The 19,563-nt window shown below is 73.5% G+C and carries 15 protein-coding genes; 8 read left to right on the top strand and 7 right to left on the bottom strand.

Annotation, left to right across the window (positions count from 1 at the left end; genetic code table 11):
• Window positions 1-114 precede the first annotated feature (114 nt).
• Both ACTWPT_RS50740 and ACTWPT_RS50735 read right to left on the bottom strand, forming a co-directional pair.
• Entirely contained in the window at window positions 115-1,578 is a 1,464-nt protein-coding gene (locus ACTWPT_RS50740; RefSeq protein ID WP_443184760.1) for an MFS transporter, read from the bottom strand.
• 57 nt (window positions 1,579-1,635) lie between these two features.
• Window positions 1,636-2,265: a TetR/AcrR family transcriptional regulator gene (locus ACTWPT_RS50735; protein WP_443184759.1), complete on the bottom strand. Its 630-nt coding sequence runs from the start codon at window positions 2,263-2,265 to the stop codon at window positions 1,636-1,638.
• A 184-nt stretch (window positions 2,266-2,449) separates the two neighbouring features.
• On the opposite strand from ACTWPT_RS50735, the gene ACTWPT_RS50730 reads away from it, so the two are divergent.
• The 4 genes from ACTWPT_RS50730 to ACTWPT_RS50715 all read left to right on the top strand — a co-directional run bounded on the left by ACTWPT_RS50730 (window position 2,450) and on the right by ACTWPT_RS50715 (window position 9,796).
• Window positions 2,450-6,589 carry an HAD-IC family P-type ATPase gene (locus tag ACTWPT_RS50730; protein ID WP_443184758.1) on the top strand — a complete coding sequence of 1,380 codons (4,140 nt, stop codon included), beginning with the start codon at window positions 2,450-2,452 and terminating at the stop codon, window positions 6,587-6,589.
• Between the two features lie 43 nt (window positions 6,590-6,632).
• On the top strand, window positions 6,633-7,742 hold the full coding sequence (locus ACTWPT_RS50725) for a glycosyltransferase (protein WP_443184757.1): 1,110 nt from the start codon (window positions 6,633-6,635) through the stop codon (window positions 7,740-7,742).
• A 239-nt stretch (window positions 7,743-7,981) separates the two neighbouring features.
• Window positions 7,982-9,109, top strand: a complete 1,128-nt coding sequence (locus ACTWPT_RS50720) for a glycosyltransferase family 4 protein (protein WP_443184756.1) — start codon at window positions 7,982-7,984, stop codon at window positions 9,107-9,109.
• A 222-nt stretch (window positions 9,110-9,331) separates the two neighbouring features.
• Window positions 9,332-9,796 carry a MarR family winged helix-turn-helix transcriptional regulator gene (locus ACTWPT_RS50715; RefSeq protein ID WP_443184755.1) on the top strand — a complete coding sequence of 155 codons (465 nt, stop codon included), beginning with the start codon at window positions 9,332-9,334 and terminating at the stop codon, window positions 9,794-9,796.
• Between the two features lie 49 nt (window positions 9,797-9,845).
• Here ACTWPT_RS50715 and ACTWPT_RS50710 read toward each other — a convergent pair whose 3' ends face one another.
• The 3 genes from ACTWPT_RS50710 to ACTWPT_RS50700 form a co-directional block, all read right to left on the bottom strand.
• A complete protein-coding gene (locus ACTWPT_RS50710) occupies window positions 9,846-10,439 on the bottom strand; it encodes a carboxymuconolactone decarboxylase family protein (protein ID WP_443184754.1) in 594 nt (197 codons plus the stop codon).
• Between the two features lie 164 nt (window positions 10,440-10,603).
• The gene (locus ACTWPT_RS50705; protein ID WP_443184753.1) at window positions 10,604-11,803 is read right to left on the bottom strand and encodes an SRPBCC family protein; all 1,200 of its coding nucleotides are present in this window, start codon (window positions 11,801-11,803) and stop codon (window positions 10,604-10,606) included.
• Window positions 11,804-11,862: 59 nt separating this feature from the next.
• A complete protein-coding gene (locus ACTWPT_RS50700) occupies window positions 11,863-12,147 on the bottom strand; it encodes a hypothetical protein (RefSeq protein WP_443184752.1) in 285 nt (94 codons plus the stop codon).
• Window positions 12,148-12,426: 279 nt separating this feature from the next.
• On the opposite strand from ACTWPT_RS50700, the gene ACTWPT_RS50695 reads away from it, so the two are divergent.
• The 3 genes from ACTWPT_RS50695 (at window position 12,427) to ACTWPT_RS50685 (ending at window position 15,898) form a co-directional block, all read left to right on the top strand.
• The gene (locus tag ACTWPT_RS50695) at window positions 12,427-13,371 is read left to right on the top strand and encodes a cucumopine synthase-related protein (RefSeq protein ID WP_443184751.1); all 945 of its coding nucleotides are present in this window, start codon (window positions 12,427-12,429) and stop codon (window positions 13,369-13,371) included.
• Window positions 13,372-13,579: 208 nt separating this feature from the next.
• On the top strand, window positions 13,580-14,668 hold the full coding sequence (locus ACTWPT_RS50690) for an NAD(P)/FAD-dependent oxidoreductase (protein ID WP_443184750.1): 1,089 nt from the start codon (window positions 13,580-13,582) through the stop codon (window positions 14,666-14,668).
• Window positions 14,669-14,671: 3 nt separating this feature from the next.
• On the top strand, window positions 14,672-15,898 hold the full coding sequence (locus ACTWPT_RS50685) for a cytochrome P450 family protein (RefSeq protein WP_443184749.1): 1,227 nt from the start codon (window positions 14,672-14,674) through the stop codon (window positions 15,896-15,898).
• A 64-nt stretch (window positions 15,899-15,962) separates the two neighbouring features.
• On the opposite strand, the gene ACTWPT_RS50680 is transcribed toward ACTWPT_RS50685, so the two are convergent.
• Entirely contained in the window at window positions 15,963-16,628 is a 666-nt protein-coding gene (locus tag ACTWPT_RS50680) for a TetR/AcrR family transcriptional regulator (protein ID WP_443184748.1), read from the bottom strand.
• Window positions 16,629-16,654: 26 nt separating this feature from the next.
• Between ACTWPT_RS50680 and manA the strand changes: the two genes are divergently transcribed.
• The gene (gene manA, locus ACTWPT_RS50675; protein WP_443184747.1) at window positions 16,655-17,818 is read left to right on the top strand and encodes a mannose-6-phosphate isomerase, class I; all 1,164 of its coding nucleotides are present in this window, start codon (window positions 16,655-16,657) and stop codon (window positions 17,816-17,818) included.
• 60 nt (window positions 17,819-17,878) lie between these two features.
• Here manA and ACTWPT_RS50670 read toward each other — a convergent pair whose 3' ends face one another.
• A complete protein-coding gene (locus ACTWPT_RS50670) occupies window positions 17,879-19,495 on the bottom strand; it encodes an FAD-dependent oxidoreductase (protein WP_443184746.1) in 1,617 nt (538 codons plus the stop codon).
• Window positions 19,496-19,563 lie beyond the last annotated feature (68 nt).

Raw genomic sequence — 19,563 nt, 5'->3', positions numbered from 1 at the left:
CGCGGCCCCGCCGGCCTGAATGGGCCCCTGCGACCGCGCGCATCGGATCCCAGCAGGCTGACACGGAATGACCGGCGGCCGCCTCGGGAGCCGCCCTAGGGCTTTCCCTAGGTCTCACCCCACGGGTACGGGCCGGGTGTCGCGTGCCCGGATGAGCAGCAGCGAGATCGCCACGCCGGCCAGCCCGGCGGCGGCGGCAACCAGGCAGGTGGTGGCCAGCGCGCCGGTGAAGGCGTTCCTGGCCGCCTCCTGCGCGGACTGGCTCACCAGGTCGAACCGGCCGCCGGCCACTACCGCGGCCTGCCCGGGGAGCTCGGCCCCGATCCGGGTCGTGAAGATCGCCCCGAACGCGGCCACACCGGTGGCCGTGCCCAGCGGGAAGAACGTGTTGGACAGGCCGGAGGCCATGCCTGCCCGTTCGCGGGGCACGACGTCGAGCGTCACGCCCATCAGCGGCGGGAAGGCCAGAGCCCCGCCGACGCCGAGCAGCACGAAGCCGGGGAACGCGACGAGCCAGGAGCTGTCCGGCCCCACCCTGGCCATGAGGAGGAAGGCGACCGCGATCAGCGCGAAGCCCCCTGCCATCAGCTGGGACGCGGGGATCTTCTCCCCCAACCGCCCGGCCAGCGGGGCGACGATCAGGATGGGCACGGTCAGGGCCAGCAGCCGCAGTCCGGTCTCCAGCGGCGAATGGCCGAGCATGCCCTCCAGCCAAAGGATCAGGTACGGCAGGATGCCGAAACTGGTGATCCTGGCCAAGAACGTCAGCAGCACCGCGCCGGTGAACGACGGCATCCGGAACAACCGCACGTCCAGCACGGCGTACGGGCGGCGGGCCTGCACCGCGACGAACAGGCCGAGCAGCAGCAGGCCCGCGACCAGCGCGGCCAGCACCCTGAGCGAGCCCCAGCCCTGGCCGGGACCGGCGATGAGCGCGTAGTTGAGCGCGAAGAGCATGGCGACGGCCAGCACCGCGCCGGCCACGTCGACCCGGCCCGCGGGCGCCTCCCTGGCCGGCTCGCGCAGCCGCAGCAGTGCCCCGGCCAGCAGGATCGCCCCCACGGGCAGGTTGATCCAGAAGATCCACCGCCAGCCGAGCGTGTCCACCATCAGGCCGCCGACCAGCGGCCCCAGCCCGGCGGCCGCGCCGCCCGCGGCGGAGAACGCACCGATCGCGCCCTGCCGGGCGCGGCCCGCCGGGTAGGCGCCGGCGATGAGCGCCATCGCGGTGCCCATGACCATCGCGCCGCCGATGCCCTGCGCGATGCGGAAGGCCGTCAGGGCACCCGGGCTCCAGGCCGCCCCGCAGGCCGCGGAGGCGGCGGTGAACACCGCGACCCCGGCCGTGAAGATCGCGCGGCGGCCGACGCGGTCGGAGACCGATCCCGCGGTGAGCAGCAGGGCGGCGAACGCGAGCGTGTAGCCGTTGATGGCCCACTGCAGGCCGTCCAGGCCGGCCGACAGCTCACCCGCGATCTCGGGGAGCGCGACGTTGACGATCGTGATGTCCAGGGTGAGCAGAACCGCGGCCAGGCAGACCACGGCCAGGGTCCACCCGGCCTTTGGAGACTGAGTCATGCGTACAAAGTACACAGAAATTAGGCAAACCTAAATACAAGTCCGGGAGCGATGGGCTCAGCGGGCCGCCAGCGCGTCCACGAGGGCGCGGAGCCCGTGCAGGAAGGCGGCCTCGTGATCGAAGGAACGCAGCGCGCGGCGGACCCGCTCGGGGTCGTCGACCGAGGAGGCGAGCAGCTGCTCGCGAGCGGCGCGCCGCTCGGGCGCCACGCCAGGCAGGTAGGACAGGTGGCCGAGGACGTACCACCACAGCGCGGCGTACCCGTCGGTCCCCTGGCGGTCGTCCTGTCCCAGCTCGGCGAAGCGGTCCAGGGTCCAGGTGAACAGGGCGGCGGCGCGCGGCGCGAACTGCTCGCCCTGGCGCAGGATCTCCACGACCCAGGCGTGCTGGGCGAGGTAGGCGTCCACGGCGGCGAAGGCGGCCACCAGCCGCTCCCGCGGGGTCCCCTCCTCGCCCGGCAGCGGTGGCAACCCTTCGGCCACGTCCTCGAGCAACGCGAGGATGAGCGCCTGTTTGTCGGCGACGTGCCGGTAGATCGCCATCGGGGCGGCGCCCAGCTCGGCCGCGACCCGCCGGATGGTCAGCCCGCCGACGCCTTCCGACTCGGCCACTCGCCGGCCCGCGGCCACGACGATCGCGCGGGTGAGGAATTGGCGACGTCCGCCGGAGCTCGTACGCGTGACCACGCCTTTCACTGTAGTGCCCGCCTCCGGCCACCCGTGATCGACTTCCGCGTGGGCCCGTAGCGTGCTGCCGGGGCGTGCGGTAAAGGCGTTGTTCATGGAGATTTAATCAGCGGCGCCGACTGATCCCGGCTGGCGGGGTACGGGGACACCCATGCTCGGACACCTCACTCGTACCCTGCACCGTTTGACGGACGCGGTCGGCGCTCTCGGCGGGCGCTCCACCTGGACATATCCGGGCCGCATCCATCTGGAGCTGCTGCGCGAGCCGGTCCTGGAGGCCGAGATCGAGAGCAGGCTGCAGGCGGTCCCGGGGGTGCGGTGGGCGCGGGCGAACGTGCCGCTGCGGCGCGCCATCGTCGCGCTGGACGACCCGCCCGCCGACACCGGCGAGCTGATGAGGGCGCTCGACGAGGCGGAGTCCAAGAGCGAGTCGCGGGTGGCCGCCGAACCCCCGCCCGGACTGATTCTCGCGACGGACCTGGGCGGCATCGTGGCGACCGTCGTGGAGACCGTGATCCGCCACACGCCGCTGCCCGCGGAGGTCCCCGGCCTGGTGTCGCTGGTGGACAACCTGCCGCGGCTGCGGGAGGCGATCAGCGATGCCCTCCTCCTGCCCGAGCTGAAGACGTGGCTGCCCGTGGCGAGCGCCGCCGCGAAGGGGCTGGCGCCGGGCATGACCGGGCTGGTGGTCGACGTGGCCCAGCGCATGGTACAGGTGAGGGAGAACCACGCCGTGGACAGCGCGTGGGAGGCCGTCCAGGAGCGTCTGCTAGGGACGCCGGAGCAGGCCGCCGCCTCCGAGATCCCTGCGGAGCGGCCCGTCCCGTTGCCGTCCGGCCCGGCCGAGCGCTACGCCGACCAGCTGCTCGCCGGCGCGCCGCTCGGCGGCCTGGTCGGCGCGTTGATGAGCATGAACGCCCGGCGCGGCCTGCAGACGGCGATGATCTGCACACCCAAGCCGGCGTTCGCGGGGCGGGAGACGTTCGCGGCCGAGCTGGGTTTCGTGTTGTCGCGCCGGGGCGTGCTGATCGCCGACCGGGACGCGCTGCGGCGGCTCGACCGGATCGACACGGTGGTGTTCGACGAGGACGTGCTGCTGTCGCCGCGCAGCGCGGTGGGCGAGGTGAAGCCGGCCGCAGGCGCCGACCACGAGCAGGTCGCCACGTGGCTCTACCGGCTGTTCGACCCCGACCGGCCGGCGGCCGCGCAGGAGGACGGGCCGTGGCGGCTGGAGGCTCGCGGCGCGAAGCTGACCTTGACCCGGGACGGCGAGCGGCAGGCGACGGCCGAGACGGTACGGCAGCGCTCTCCGGACGCGGAGGCCGCGGTCGCCGCCGCTCGCAAGGCCGGGCTAGGCGTGATCGTGCGGCCGGGCGTGGACGCCGAACAGGTGCGGCGGCTGCAGGCCGACGGGGCGGGGGTGTTGCTGGTGTCCTCGGACCCGCGCGCCCTGGCCCAGGCCGACTGCGGGGCGGGGATGGCCGACAGCCCGCCTCCGTGGGGCGCCCATCTGCTGCTGGGCGACGATCTGCGGCCCTTGGTCCCGCTGATCGCGGCCGTCCCGGCGGCACGCGACGTGTCCGCCGGCGGGGTGACGCTGGCCCGCGGTGGAACCGGCGTCGGCGCGTTGTTCGCCCTCACCTCCCCCGCCCGGACCTCCGCGGTCAACGCCTTGACGGCGACGCAGGTCGCGACCTGCCTGTCGATGGGCCACGGTGCCTGGCGCGCCTGGCGTACCACGCAGACGCCTGTCCTCGCCCCTGCCGACCCGCGGCCGTGGCACGCGATGCCGGTCGAGACGGTGCTGCGCGAGCTGGACACCGGCCCCGGCGGGCTGAGCCCCGCGGAGGCGGCCCGCAGGCGGACACCGGTCCCCGCCGCCGCAGGCGCGCGGCTCTCGCTGCTGCGCGAGACGGCGGCGGAGCTGGCCAACCCGTTCACGCCGGTGCTCGCGGCCGGCGCGGTGGGCTCGGCCGCGGTGGGCTCGCTCGTGGACGCCGCCCTGGTGTCCAGCGTGGTCGGGCTGTCGGCGCTGGCCGGCGGCGTGCAGCGGCTGGCCACCGCCCGGACGCTGGCCGAGCTGGCCGGACACGTACGCGTGCGCGCGCGGGTCCTGCATGACGGCGAGGAACACGAGGTCGACGCCCGCAACCTGGTGCCCGGCGACGTGGTGGTGCTCTCGGCGGGGCAGGTGGTGCCCGCCGACTGCCGGATCGTGACGGCGGACGGGCTGGAGGCCGACGAGTCGGCGCTGACCGGCGAGTCCCTGCCCGTGGCCAAGAACGCGGTGCCGGTCTTCGCCAGGGACGTGGCCGACCGGCGGTCCATGCTGTACGAGAGCACGTCGATCGCGGCGGGCAAGGCCACGGCCGTGGTGGTGGCCGTGGGCGAGGCCACGGAGACGGGCCGCGCCCTGGCCGCCGCCGAGGAGCGGGCCCCGCGCAGCGGGGTGGCCGATCGGCTGGCGCAGATCACCCGCGCCACCACGCCGATCGCCGGCGGCGCGGCGGCGGCGCTGACGCTGACCGGGCTGGTACGCGGCCGGCCCCTGCGCCAGGCCCTCGGCGAAGGAGTCAACCTCGCGGTGGCCGCCGTCCCCGAAGGACTTCCGCTGCTGGTCAGCGCGGCCCAGCTCGCGGCCACCCGGCGTCTGTCCGCGCACGGCGTGCACGTACGCGATCCGCGGACGATCGAGGCGCTGGGCCGAGTGGAGGTGCTGTGCTTCGACAAGACGGGCACGCTCACCGCCGGCGAGATCCGGCTGACCCGCGTCAGCGACGCCCGCCGCGAGGCGTCCGCGCCGGACCTGGGCGATCTCGACGCGGTCCTGGCCGCCGGGCAGCGCGCGACGCCCCATCGGGAGGGCAACGGCGTGCACAGCCACCTGACCGACGCGGCCGTCTCCACCGGGGCCAAGGCGGCGGGGGTGAGCCGCAAGACGGGCGCGCGGGGCTGGCGTGAGCTGGCGGCGCTGCCGTTCGAGCCGTCCAGGGGTTTCCACGCCACCCTCGGCCGGACCGGCCGGACGCTGCTACTCAGCGTCAAAGGCGCGCCCGAGACCGTGTTGCCGCGCTGCGCCCGGGTGCGTGTGGACGGCGAGGACCGGCCCCTTGACGACAAGGAGCGGCGCCGCATCGAGCAACGCGTGGAACGCCTGGCCGCCTCGGGCCACCGTGTGCTGGCCGTGGCCGAACGCCGGCCGACGGGGCTGGTCGAGCTCGACGACGGCGACGTCACGGACCTGACCTTCCTCGGGCTGCTCGGCCTGGCCGACGTGGTACGGCTCACCGCCAGCCCTGCCGTGACCCGCCTGCGCGCGGCCGGCGTGCAGATCGTCATGATCACCGGGGACCATCCCAGCACGGCGGCCGCCATCGCCGCCGAGCTGATCGAGGCTGAGCCGCGCGTGCTCACCGGCGCGGAGCTGGACGAGCTGGACGACGCGGGGCTGGACGAGCGGCTGCCGGCCATCGACGTGGTGGCTCGGTGCACGCCAGAGCAGAAGGTCCGGGTCGTGCGCTCGTTCCAGCGAATCGGCAAGGTGGTGGCGATGACCGGCGACGGCGCGAACGACGCCGCCGGGATCCGGCTCGCCGACGTCGGCATCGCGCTGGGCCTCACCGGAACCCCGGCGGCGCGGGCCGCCGCCGACATGATCGTGAGCGACGACCGGCTGGAGACCATCGTCTCGGCGCTGGCCGAGGGCCGCGCCATGTGGGCCTCGGTCCGCGAGGCGCTGGCCATCCTGGTGGGCGGCAATCTGGGCGAGATCGGCTTCACCCTGATCGGCGGGCTCACGTCGGGCGACTCCCCGCTGTCGGCCCGCCAGCTGCTGCTGGTCAACATGCTCACGGACCTGGCGCCCGCGCTGGCCATCGCGCTACGCGCCCCTTCGCCCGAGGAGGCGGCGAACCTGCTGCAGGAGGGTCCGGAGAGCTCGCTGGGGCACGCGCTCACGCGGGACATCGTCCGGCGCGCCGTGGTCACCTCGGTCGGCGCGGGGCTCGGCTGGACGCTGGCCAGGTTCACCGGCACGGCGGCGCGAGCGCGTACGGTCGGGCTAGTCGCCCTGGTCGGCACCCAGCTGGCCCAGACGGTGCAGACCGGGGGACGGGACCGGACCGTGCTGTTCAGCGCACTCGGCTCGGCGGCGGCGCTGGTCGCGATCGTCCAGACGCCCGGCGTCAGCCATTTCTTCGGCTCGAGACCGCTGGGCCCGGTGGCGTGGCCGATCGCGCTGTTCGCGGTGGCGGCGGCGCTGGTCTTCGACAAGGCCGCGGAGCGTCCGTTGAACGGAATTATGGACAGGTTCATGCCGAATTAGCGCGATGGGACGCGCCCCCAGGCACATACCTGGTGTGCGTATCGTGCGGTTAGCGAACTTCGTCACTCCTACGTCGGGCGGCTTACGGACCGCCCTGAATGAGCTCGGCGCCGGATACGCGGCGGCGGGACACGAGCCCGTGCTGATCATCCCGGGCGAGACGGCCGGCGACGAGGTCACCCCCGCCGGGCGGATGATCACCCTGCCCGGCCCCGTGGTGCCCGGACTCGGCGGCTACCGGGTCATCACCGGCCGGCGACGGCTGTGCAGGCTGCTGGAGGAGCTGGCGCCCGACCGGCTGGAGGTGTCCGACCGCACCACGCTGCGGTGGACGGGCGCGTGGGCGCGGGCCGCGGGCGTGCGCTCGGTCATGGTGTCGCACGAGAGCCTGTCCGCGCTGCTGCGCCTGTACGGCCCTCTCGACCGGCTCGCCGGCCCGCTGAACCGCGCCACGGCGGCCGCGTTCGACACCGTGGTGTGCACGACCGGGTGGGCCGCGGCCGAGTTCACCAGGCTGGGCGTGCCGAACCTGGTCCGGGTACCGCTCGGGGTGGACCTGGCCACGTTCGGCCCGGAACACTACGACCCGGGGCTGCGCGCCCGCCTGGCGGCCACGGGCCGGCCGCTGCTGGTGCACTGCGGCCGTCTGTCCCCGGAGAAAAGACCGGACCGCTCCATCCACGCGCTGGCCGAGCTGCGCCGCCGGGGCCTGCCCGCGGTGCTCGTGGTCGCCGGCGACGGTCCGCTGCGGCCCAGGCTCGAGCGCCAGGCCGAGGGGCTGCCGGTGCGTTTCCTCGGCCACGTCGCCGGCCGCGGCGAACTGGCCGCGCTGCTCGCGACCGCGGACGTGGCCATCGCACCCGGCCCGGTCGAGACGTTCGGCCTGGCCGCGCTGGAGGCGCTGGCCAGCGGGACCCCGGTCGTCGTGGCACGCGACAGCGCTCTGCCCGAGGTGATCGGCCCGGCGGGGGCGGCGGTAGGCGACGACCCGGCGGCATACGCGGACGCGATCGAGGCGCTCCTGTCCGACCCGGCACGCCGGAGCCCGCACGGGGCGGCCCGCGCCCAGGCCGAGCGGTACGGCTGGCCCGCGGCGGTCCAGGGCTTCCTCCGCGCGCACGGGCTCATCGACACGGAGGCGGGAACACGATGATCCGCATCGCCCCACGGCGCCCGCATCCGCGATGTGGTACGCGACCAGTTGCCGCGCGCTCTGGCGGTGCGCCCGTCCGTCACCACCGTGCTGGCCGGGGTGAACGACACACGATCGTGACCGGCCTCGTCGCGCGGGAGCTCTGGGCGCAGGTTGACGGGGATGGGGTTGACGGGAATTCGCCTTACGGGCGGCTGCCGGTGACCTGCACGTCGCTCTGGGAAGGGATGAAACAGGACATGAGGGTCGCCATCGTGGCCGAGTCGTTCCTGCCCCAGGTGAACGGGGTCACGAACTCGGTGTGCCGCATCCTTGACCATCTGGCCGCCACCGGGCACGACGCCCTGGTGATCGCCCCGGATCCCGCTCCCTTCGACTACGCCGGCTTCCCCGTCCACGCAGCCCCCAGCCTCACGCTGCCGTTCTACCGCTCCGTCAGGGTCGGCCTGCCCGGCCGGGGCATCGCTCGTACGCTGGCCGGGTTCAAGCCCGACCTCGTCCACCTCGCCTCGCCTGCGGTGCTCGGCGGGGCCGGGCTGGCCGCCGCACGCCGGCTCGGCGTGCCGACCGTCGCCGTGTTCCAGACCGACCTGGCGGGGTTCGCCCGCCAATACGGCATCCGCGGCGGCGACCCGATCATCTGGTCCTGGCTGCGCCGTCTCCACCGCGGCGCCACCCGTACCCTCGCTCCGTCGACACCGACCCTGCACGAGCTGGCCGGGCGCGGCATCCCGCGGCTGGCCCTGTGGGGGCGCGGCGTCGACCTCGGGCTCTTCCATCCCGGCCACCGCTGCCGGCGCTTGCGCGATCGGCTCGCCCCGGGCGGCGAGACCATCGTCGGCTACGCGGGCCGCCTGGCCGCCGAGAAGCAGCCCCAGCTGCTCGCCGCGCTGGCCGACCTGCCGGGAGTCCGGCTCGCCGTCGTGGGAGCGGGTCCTCTGGAGGGGCGGCTGCGGCGGCTGCTGCCGCACGCGGAGTTCTTCGGCCTGCGTATCGGGGCCGAGTTGGCGCGCGTCCTCGCCTCACTCGACGTCTTCGTGCACACCGGCAGCAGCGAGACGTTCTGCCAGGCCGTGCAGGAAGCGCTCGCGTCCGGCGTGCCCGTTGTCGCACCGGATGCGGGCGGGCCGCTCGACCTCGTCGAACCCGGCGCCAACGGCCTGCTTTACCCGCACGGCGAGCCCGCAGCGCTACGCGCCGCCGTCGCCGCGCTCGCCGCGGACCCCGATCTGCGCGACCGCATGGCGCGGCAGGCCAGGGAGTCCGTGCGTGAGCGCGACTGGGCGAGCATTTGCGAGGAGCTGCTCGGCCACTACCGCGACGTCCTGGCGGGCTCGCCTGCCGCCTCCTACCACCCGGCGGCGTGATCGGCGGGGGACGCGCTCGGCCCGGCGACCGGCCGGCTCGACGGCGACCGGCCGGCCCAGGGGACGGCGGCGCGGGCTGCGGCCTACTTGTGTGTGCGGACCTGCTGGTCGAGGCCGGTGATTTCGCCGGTGATGCGGTGTGCGGCAGCGCGGCGGCCGGCGGTGGTGACCCAGAACGCGTTCGCACGCATGGCGCACGTGGTGTGTACCATACACATGGTGGTGAGGAGGGCTGTTCTGACGGCCGACGGGGAGGCTTTCGTGCGCAAGGAGATCGCCGACATCGAGCGCGAGCTCATGCTCATCGGCCGCTTCAAGGAGCTGGCGACCCCCGGGGGCTCCGCGGAGCAACGGCTCGAACGCAGCAGCTACATCCTGCTCAGGCGGCTCGACGCCGAGGGGCCGATGTCCATCGGCCAGCTCGCGCAGGCGTTCGCGCTCGACACCTCCACCGTCAACCGGCAGACGGCCGTGCTGCTGCGCGGCGGCCTCGCCGAGCGCATCCCCGACCCGGAGGGCGGCATGGCACGCAAGCTCCGCATCACCGAGGAAGGGCTGCGGCGGGTGGCGGCGGAGCGCGACTTCCGGCTCGGCGGCCTGGCGACGGTGTTGAAGGACTGGACCCCGCAGGAGCTCGCCTCGTTCGCCGCGGGCCTGGCCCACTTCAACGCCAGCATCGAACCGTGACCCCCACCGCCCAGCCGACCGCGTCGTCAGGTCGGAGGGGAACCTTCCTTCACTCCATGCCGGTTCCGTCGTTGTGCTCGCCCGCGAAAACCCTCAGCTGCATGGCCAGCGTGCCGTAGTAGCCGACCAGCGCAGTCAGTTCGAACAGGCCCCGCTCCCCCAGCGCCGCCACCGCGCCGGCATACTCCTCGTCGGTCAGCTCGCCCGCGGCAGCCAACGCCGCGGTGGCCCGCACGGCGGCCTGCTCGGCGGGGTCGTCCAGGGCGGGCGGCCGGCCCTGGCGTAGCGCGGTCAGCTCGGCCTCCGTGAGGCCGCAGGTCCGGCTCACCGCCTCGTGCGCCTCACGTTCGAACTCGCTGCCCCAGTGCGCGGCCACGGTCAGGATCGCCATCTCCCTGATCCGGCCGGTCAGGACCGAGCCGTAGCGGACCGCCGTGCCCAACGCCTGCAGTGCCAGGCCGACGGGCGGGCTCAGCAACATCGCGTTGAACGGTCCCCGCAGCCGCCCTTGTGCGTCGGTGAGCGCAAACACCTGCGGCCCTGCCGCCCGCGGACCCCCCGCGATGGCGCGGTAGACCTCGGCCTGCTCCTCATTCAGGTCCTCGGGCAGCAGCCCGGGCAGCCGGGCCTTACGGTCGGACATGGAGCCTCCGTACGGGTGCGGGCTGATCGCTTAGATCCGTATTACACCCTTCACCGTCTACGGCATCACCCTCGGCGTCCCCCACCTCCAGCGGGTCGCCCAAGGCGGAGAGGCCGGGCGGGTGAGGAGGGCCGCGCCTGCACGAGCACGGCAGCGCGCGACCGTCACGGACGGGTCGTCATTGTCGGACGTCGTGAGGCATCTGGCGAGCCGGCTGGTTGCCGCCGGCTCTCGGCGTAGGACCGCAGCCGCATCAGGTCCTGGCGCAGCTTGCGGGCGGGGTTCGCGCCGAGCAGCCGCGCCACGGCGTGGCCGGCGGCGCCCACCACCGGGTTGTAGGCGAGCCACACCTGGACACGGGTCCTGCCGTCGCCCTGCTCGACCAGGCTCAGGGAGCCGGTGTGGGCGATGAGTTCGCCTTCGACCGACTGCCACGCGATCTCCCGGCCCTCTTCGCGCCGGGTCTCGGTGGCGTCGAACCGGATCGGCGTCCCGACGGGCCCGCTGATCGTCCAGTGGGACGTCCGGCCGTCTTCGGAGCGGCGTACCTCGAGCACGTCCGGCATGAAGCGGGGGAAGACCGAGTAGTCGCTCACCAGCGCCCACACGGTCGCGGCTGGCGCGTCGATCGAGATGCCCTCGGTGATGTCGATGGCGTGCCGGCCGGCTTTGAGCCCGGTCAGGCGCCGAAGTGGCAGGTTCGTCGCCGCGCGGGCGGCCAGCAGCGCGCCTGCGCCGCGGATGGCCCAGGCGACGGGGCGCGGCAGCCCGCCCGGCAATGTGATCATGCCGGCGGCGGCCGTACCGGCCAGGAACCTGGCGGTCGGCGACCACTGTTGCTGCAGCAGCTCGGGCACCGGCTCGCGACGCCTGCCCGCGCCTTGGAGCCGCGGTGACTCCGCCGCGTCACGGTATGTGGACCATTGCGCGTCGACGCCTTTGACGCCGGGGATGTGCCGGATCGCCCGCCTGGTGCGCTCGTCCTCGGTGTCGAGGACGTCGCCGTCGAGCCTCACGACGCGGTCTTGGACGTGGACCTCCACCGCGTGCGGGTAGCTGACGTGGCGGCCCAGCTCCGCTCGTACGCGCTCGTAGAGCACGCGGTCGTCGGCCGACCGGCCGGCGACGCGGTAGCGTACGGCGGCGGCCGAGCCCTTGCTGCGATTGGCCATGTCCCGGCTGAGGACACCCAGGCTGTCGCGCAGCTCATGGGTCGCGTGGGCCGCCTTGTCGCGGCCCTTGGCCCGGCGCGAGCGTCCCCGTGCCGGATCGAACAGGTACGCGACCGTGGCTCCTACACAGAAGCCCAGCCCGGCGGCGGCCGCTCTCCCCGCCAGGTGCGTCTGCCGCCCCCTGGCTCTCATGTCAGCATTTTTCGCGCGCATAGCGATCTACCCCTCATCATCGCCTTCGAGCAGGTCGGCTACCCGGCGCCCCCGCCCCCTAACAGCCGCCTGCCGGAGGTCCCGCCCACGCGGGCCGAGCAGCGCGCGAGAGGCGGCCGGAAGGCGGGCCCCGCACCGGCACGACCGACCAGTGTGCGCTTCCGCAGCGTCACGCCCAAGCGGGCGAGGGCCCAAGCGGGCCAGGACCGGGGGATCAAGGGGCCGGGCGGATCAGGGTCCAGGGAGTCCCACATGGCCTCGTCGTGCCAGTAGCCGCTGTGGGCGCCGATCCTGGGCAGGGCGTCGCCGTCACCGTAAACCACCGTTCCCGTCGCTCGACCCGCTCAGCCCCCGGCATCCCGCACGCCGTCGCCCACTGGGGCCGCGGCGGCCGGCCCGTCTCCGTGGTCCACGACCGCCAGACGACGCTGACCGAGGAACGCGTCGCTCAGCTGCGCCGGCTTATCCCCGCCTGGCCGGGCTGCGGCTTGGGGCGACGACCGGAGCTGGACCTTGCTCAATCGCCCAGGCGCAGTCATGACCCGGTAAAGCGCCCACCCCCGCCCGAATCACCACAAAGCGTGACGTTAGAGTGACGAATTGTGAACGACTCGAAGCGTGTGGAAATAGCCTGGCCCGCCCTCGGGATCACCGTGGCGGCCGAACTCGACCAGCGCAACCCGGCCCTGGCCCAGTGCTTCTGGGACGCGTTGCCATACCGCAGCCTGCAAGGCCACGCCCTGGTCGCAGGCCATCACCTGTACCACGTCGCACCGGTCCATTCGCTGCTGCACGCGCCCGCGGCGTACCGCGTGGACCGGCGCACCGTGCCTGACGGGACGCTGTTCTGCTCGCGGCTGCAGCATCTCGGCATCAAGTACGGCGAGCTGACGGAACCCATGACCGCCACGCCCATCGGCCAGGTCGTCCCGGAGGATCTCGACGCTCTCGTCGAGGCCGGCCGCGAGGTGTGGCAGTCCGTCTACACCACCAAGGAGCCGATCATCGCCGAGGTGCGCCGGGCCGGCGAGCCGGGCGGCCATGATCTGCCCCGGCTGCCCGTCGGCGACCCGCAGCTCAACGACCTGATCGCCGACGTGCACGCCGAGACCGAGCGCATCTGGCTCCGCCCGCCGCGCGAGCTGGTCGACCTGCACGCGGGCCGGATCCCGTCGCAGGCCGGCAGCTACGACACCGTCCTGACCACGCTGCTGTTCGTCAACGGCGAGACCCGCCCGCTCGGCTACAGCTGCTACGGCGGTCTCGTGCGCGCCGCCCTGGACGGCATGCCGCTGCCGTGGCTGCGCCAGATGACCCATCAGCTCGCCCACACCCCGGCGGAGTTCCTCGGCTACTGCGGCCTGGACACGCTCTGGGGCTTCACCAGGCGGCTCATGGACGGCCTGGAGCGCCTCAACAGCCATGCCGACTACATCTCGGCCATGGCCCACATGGCGCTCTACTGCAACTGCCTGGGCGGCTGGAACCTGCACCTGTTCCCGTGGCACGCCGGCGACCGCCTGCGCCGCGTGGAGGCGACGGTATGAGTGAGCGAAGCGAACGACCAATCAACACAGCCGACCGTCGCTCATGCGACCCGACGAAGGAGGGCGCATGAGTGAGCGAAGCGAACGACCAATCAACACAGCCGACCGTCGCTCATGCGACCCGACGAAGGAGGGCGCATGAGTGAGCGAAGCGAACGACCAATCAACACAGCTGACTGTCGCTCATGCGACCGACGAAGGAGGGCGCATGAGTGACACACGTGTGGCGGTGATCGGCGGCGGCGTGATCGGGCTGTCGATCGCCTTCCACCTCGCGGAGGCCGGCGTCGAGACCATGCTGCTGGAACGCGGCGCGCTCGGCTCCGGCGCCTCGCGGGCCACCGCCGATGTGGTCCGGTCGTACTTCGCCGGCAACGCCGTCAGCTCGGCGCTGGCCGTGCGCAGCCTCGACGCCTACCGCGCGTTCCCGGCCAGGCCGGGCGCCTCTCTGCCGCTGCGGCAGGTGGGCTACCTGGTGTTGTTCAGCGAGCCCGAGCAGGTGACGGCCTTCGAGGCCGACCTGCCTGGCCAGCTGGACGCCGGCGTGGACGTGGGCCTGATCAGCGTGGAGGAGGCCAGGGAGCGCAATCCGCTCATCGGCGACCTGCCGCTGCTGGCCGCCGCCTACTCGCCGCAGGCCTACGTCTCCGACACCACCGCCATCGTCAACGCCTACGCCGACGCCGCCCAGCGGGCGGGCGCCACGCTGCGCACCGGCTGCCCGGTCACCGGGCTCGACACGCTGGGCGGCCGGGTGTTCACGGCGGACGGCGAGATCACCGCCGACGCGATCGTGTGCGCCGCCGGCGCGTGGTCGGCCTCGCTCGTGCGCTGCGCGGGCGTGGACCTGCCGCTGATGGAGCCGACCGAGCAGGAGCTGCTGGTCACCGACCCGCTGCCGCCTGGCACGCCGAACATCCCGGTCACCCTGCACGCCGCCAGCGGCCTGCTGGTACGGGTCCGCGGCGAACGCCTGCTCATCGGCATGGGCTATCCGGGCCCCGACCGGGAGGCCTGGCGGCGCGGCGTGGCCGCCCAGCTCGCGGTGACGTACCCGAGTCTGGCCGGCGTGCCCCTGCACACGGCCGTCACCGGCCTGCGGGACGCCAGCCCGGACCGGACGGCCTTCATTGGTCACCAGCCGGGGCCTCCGGCGTTCCTGTACGCGACCGGGTTCTCCGGCCACGGCCTGTGCAACGCGCCGGCCGCCGGCGAGCTGGTCCGCGACCTCTACCTCGACCAGGACCCCGGCATCGACGTGGCCGCGCTGTCGGTCGGCCGGCAACGGACGGGCTGACCCATGACCGAGCTGATCCGCTTCGTCATCGACCCGGCGACCCGCGACCTGCACGCCGACAACGAGCGGCTGCGGCAGGCCGGGCCGCTCGTGCCCGTGACGGCCGAGGGCGTGGATGCCTGGGCCGCCACCCGGTACGCGACCCTGCTGTCCGTGCTGACCCATCCGGACATGACCAGGGAGATCCGCTATTGGGACCCGGCAGAACGCGGCAGCGCCCCGCCCGGGACCGCGATCACCCGCATCGTCACCGACATCTCCATGCTGAACGCCGACGGCGAGGAACACCGGCGGCTACGCGCGCCGCTGGCCGCCGGGTTCAGCCCGCGCCGGATCGAGCAGCTGCGACCCAAGATCGCCGCGATCACCGGCGACCTGATCGACCGGCTCGCGGAGATGCCGCCGGACGAGCCGGTGGACCTGCGGCGGGACTTCGCCTACCCACTGCCGCGCGAGGTGATCTCCGAGATGATCGGCATCCCGCGCGCGCACCAGGACAGGCTGCACGAGCTCACCGACGCGGTCGCGCAGGTCAGTAGCGACCTCGAGGACGGCCCGGAGGTACGCCGCACCCTGCACACGTTGCTCCACCAGATCATCGAGGAGCGCCGGCAGACACCCGGCGAGGACCTGATCACCGATCTGATCAGGCTGCGGGAGAAAGACGGCGGCAGGTTGTCGGAGTCGGAGCTGTTCGCCACCATCGACCTGCTGTTCATCGCCGGGCACGTCACCACCGTCAACCTCATCACCAACGCCATCGGCGCCCTGCTCAACGCGCCGGGGCAAGTCGATCTGCTGCGCTCGGGCCAGTGCCCGTTCAGCGCGGCCGTGGAGGAGACGCTGCGCTGGGACTCGCCGATCGCCTACTTCCCGTTCCGGTACGCCATGCGCGACGTCGAGATCGACGGCGTGCACCTGCGGGCCGGGGAGCCGGTGCTGGCCTGCTTCGCCTCGGCCGGGCGCGATCCCGACCAGTACGGGCCCGACGCGGATCGGTTCGACATCAGCCGTCCGCCGGCCTCGCACCTGGCGTTCGGGCACGGGCCGCACTTCTGCCTCGGCGCGCCCCTGGCCAGGGTCGAGGCCGAGGTGGCGCTGGAGGCGTTGTTCGCGGCGTTCCCGGCCATCAGGGCCGCGGCCCGGCCCGAGGAGCTGCGCCCGTTGGACAATCTGCTGGGCAACAGCACCCGCAGCATGCCCGTCATTCTCGGCCCGCGCGCCTGCTAGCCGGCCCGCCGGTCACAGTGCCGCCTCCATCCCGCCAGGGAGACGTAGGGACGTGCCCTCGGATTCAGGCGGGCCGGCCGCGGTCGAGAACCTGCCGCGTGGCGGCGGCCTCTTCCGGGGTGAGCACGGGATGGGAGTAGATGTCGAGAATCGCCCGCAGGAGCTTGGCCTCGCCCTCCGGTGTGGCCAGGTCGACGCCCATGCCGCGCGAGACGTCGTCGTAGAGGACGACGACCGACAGCGCCATGGCGGCCATCAGCGCCGAGCGGGACCTCGGGTCCACGTCCGGAGGGTCGGGGCGGGTCTTGTCGGCCGCCGCCAGCCACCGCTCGCCGGCCGCCACCATCTCGTCGAACACGGGCGCCGCCCACCCCTCCGTCAGGGCCCTCGCCAGGTATTGCCGGTAGGGGCCCATGACGGCGACCGGGTTGAGCGCGCCGGGCGGGGTCTCGGCCCGGGCGTGCAGCCGGCGCATCGTCTTGATGAGGTGCTCGTCGCAGGCCTCGCGTAGCGCCTGCTTGGAGCCGTAGTGATGGCGCACCAGGCCGAGGGACACGCCCGCGCTCTCCGCGATGTCGCGGATGGTCGCCCGTTCGAAACCGTGCTCGCCGATGTGCTTGATCGCGGCGTCTCTGATCCGCGCGCGGGCCGTAAGGTCCTCGGCATCCGGTACGGTCGTCGCTCCGCGCTCCTGTTCACCCGTACAACGTGCTGCACAACCGTATAGCACCGCCGGTCCGCGATAGTCTTACGGCCGTGCACGCCCCTATGCGCCTGGCCACCAGCATCCGCCCCTACGACTGGGGCTCGGTGACCGCCCTGCCGGAACTGTTCGGGACAGAGCCGACCGGACAACCTCAGGCCGAACTCTGGATGGGCGCCCACCCGGGCGCTCCCTCGACCGTCGGCGGCGTCCCGCTCGGAGAGCTCATCGCCGCCGACCCGGCCGGCACGCTCGGCGAGCCGTCCGCCGCCCGATTCGGCCCCGCGCTGCCCTATCTGCTCAAGGTCCTGGCCGTCGCGCGACCCCTGTCGCTGCAGGTCCACCCCACCACCGAGCAGGCGCGGGCCGGGTTCGCCGACGAGACGGCGCGCGACATCCCCCTCGACGACTTCTCCCGCACATACAAGGACGCCTCGCACAAACCCGAGATGGTCTGCGCGGTCACCCCGTTCCACGGGTTGTGCGGCTTCCGCTCGCCCGCCGTCACCGCCGGCCTCCTCGACCGGCTCGGCGTGCCCGGCCTGCGGTCCTGGATCGACACGCTCAGGGCTGCGGCGCCCGGGGACGCGTTGCGCCGCGTGTTCGCCGAGATGCTCGACGACGCCTCCCGGCCGCTGCGCGCAGAGGTCGAGCGGGCCCTGCTCGACGCCGACGACGCCGAGCTCGCGGTCTACGCCGACGTCGCCCGCGCCTGCCCCGGCGACCGGGGTGTGGTCGCGGCGCTGCTGCTCAACCACGTGAGCCTGCGTCCCGGCGAGGCCCTCTATCTCGGGGCCGGCGTGCCGCACGCCTATCTAGGCGGCGTCGGCGTGGAGATCATGGCCAACTCCGACAACGTGCTGCGATGCGGGCTCACCACCAAGCACGTGGACGTGCCCGAGCTGATGCGGGTCGTGGACTTCACGCCGGGCGAGCCGCACCTGGTCCGGCCTGAGCCCGGCGAGCCCGGCGCGCACCACTATCGGCCGCCCGCGCCCGAATTCGCCCTCAGCCGCCACGACCTGGACGGGGAGAGCGCGCACGAGCTGCCGGGCGGCCTGCCGCAGATCGTCGTGTGCGTCGAAGGCGAGGCCGTGCTGGGCGACGCGCTGACGCTACGGCCGGGAGAGTCCGCCTTCATTCCGGCCAGCGTGCCGTCGACGCGGCTCGGCGGCAAGGGGACCGCCTACCGCGCGCTCCCGGGATCCTCCACGTAGAGCGGATCTCCTCCGTTCCGGCCACCAGCGGAGGTGAGCCGCTGATGGCCGGTGAGCCGGTCACGGCAGTCTGCGGAGCTTGAGCACGTTGTCATTCCTGGCGCCCGGCCGGCCGTCGGGGCCGTTCTGCGTGCGCTCGAACTCCTCGCTTCGGAGCACCTCCCACGCCCCCTCCGTGAGCTCCAGCGCGTCGAGGACCTCCTGCGGAGTCGGGAAATGTACGTCCGCGTGCGGGTTGTGCTCCCAGGACGGCCAGTACGCGTGGCCCACGACGAGCAGCACCCCGCCGGGCGCGACGGCCGCGGCGGCGGCGCGCAGGATCTTCTCGCGCGGCAGGTCCATGGGAGCGTGCAGGTAACAGGCGGAGACGAGGTCGTAGGAGCCCTCGGGGAAGGACATGTCCAGGTCGTGGCGCTGCCAGTCGACGCGATCGGCGACCTCGGCGGCCTTGGCGTGCTCGGCCGCCCGCTCGAGCGCCACGTGGGAGATGTCGGCGGCGGTGACCCGCCAGCCGCCGCGGGCGAGCCAGATCGCGTCGGCGCCCTCGCCGCATCCCAGGTCGAGAGCGGTGCCGGGCTCGAGCCCGTCGGCCTCGCGGACGAGGGCGGCGTTGGGGTTGCCGCTCCAGACCTGCGCCTTCTCGGCATAGAAGGTGTCCCAGAACTCCTCCGGAGGGACGGAGACCCCGTGCCATCCCGCTCCGCCGTGGGACTCGGTGCGCGGGGCATGGGCGCGGCGGGCGGTGACGGCGCGGCGGGTCTCCTCGGCGATCAGGTCGGCGTTGATGGCCGCGGCCACCCGCACGGCGTTCGCGGCCGCGACGATGACCTGATCGGTCACGTTGGCCGCGTTCCCCACGACCCACACGCCGGGGACGTTCGTCGCGCCCGTCGCGTCGGCGGGGATGCGGGTGCCGATCACGTGGCCGCCCATCTCCTGTTCCTCGGTCTCCAGCCCCAGCCCGGCGAGCAGGTCCGTGCGGGCGGTCATACGGGTGCCGACGGCGAGCGCCCGGCAGGCCACCACGGTGCCGTCGTCCAGCCGCACTCCGGCGAGCCGATCCTCGGTCACCTCCAGGCCGGCCACCCGCCCCTCGACCACTGTGACGTCCCTGGCCGCCAGCTGCTCGCGCTGGTCCGCGTCCGGCTCGGGCCCGGTGTGCAGGAAGAGCGTCACGTCGTCGCTCCACTGCCGCCACAGCAGCGCCTGGTGCACGGACAGCGGCCCGGTGGCCAGCACACCGATGACCTGGTCGCGGACCTCCCAGCCATGGCAGTACGGGCAGTGCAGCACGTCGCGTCCCCACCGCTCGGCCAGTCCCGGCACGTCGGGTAGCTCGTCGACCAGGCCGGTGGCCAGCAGCAGCCGGTCCGCCACGACCGCCGACCCGTCGTCCAGCGCCACCCGGAAGCCGTCCTCGACGCGCTCGGCGGCCACGACCGTGCCGGTCACGATCTCGCCGCCGTACCCGATGACCTCCTCGCGGCCGGCGGCCAGCAGCTCGCGCGGCGGCGTGCCCTCCCGCGTCAGGTACGTGTGCACCCCCGCCGCCGGCGCGTTGCGCGGCCGGCCCGCGTCGATCACCAGCACTTTGCGGCGCGCCCGGCCCAGGGTGAGCGCCCCGCTCAGCCCGGCGGCCCCACCGCCCACGATCACCACGTCGTACTTCGTGTCCACAGCTCGGCTCCTCTCCATTCATCCGATGCGCCACTGTCCGTCCTCCGCTGCCCATTTGACAAATAACG

Origin of the sequence: Nonomuraea sp. 3N208, assembly GCF_052245935.1 — a bacterium.
Lineage (GTDB): Bacteria > Actinomycetota > Actinomycetes > Streptosporangiales > Streptosporangiaceae > Nonomuraea.
This window is presented reverse-complemented; position numbering and strand designations above follow the sequence as displayed.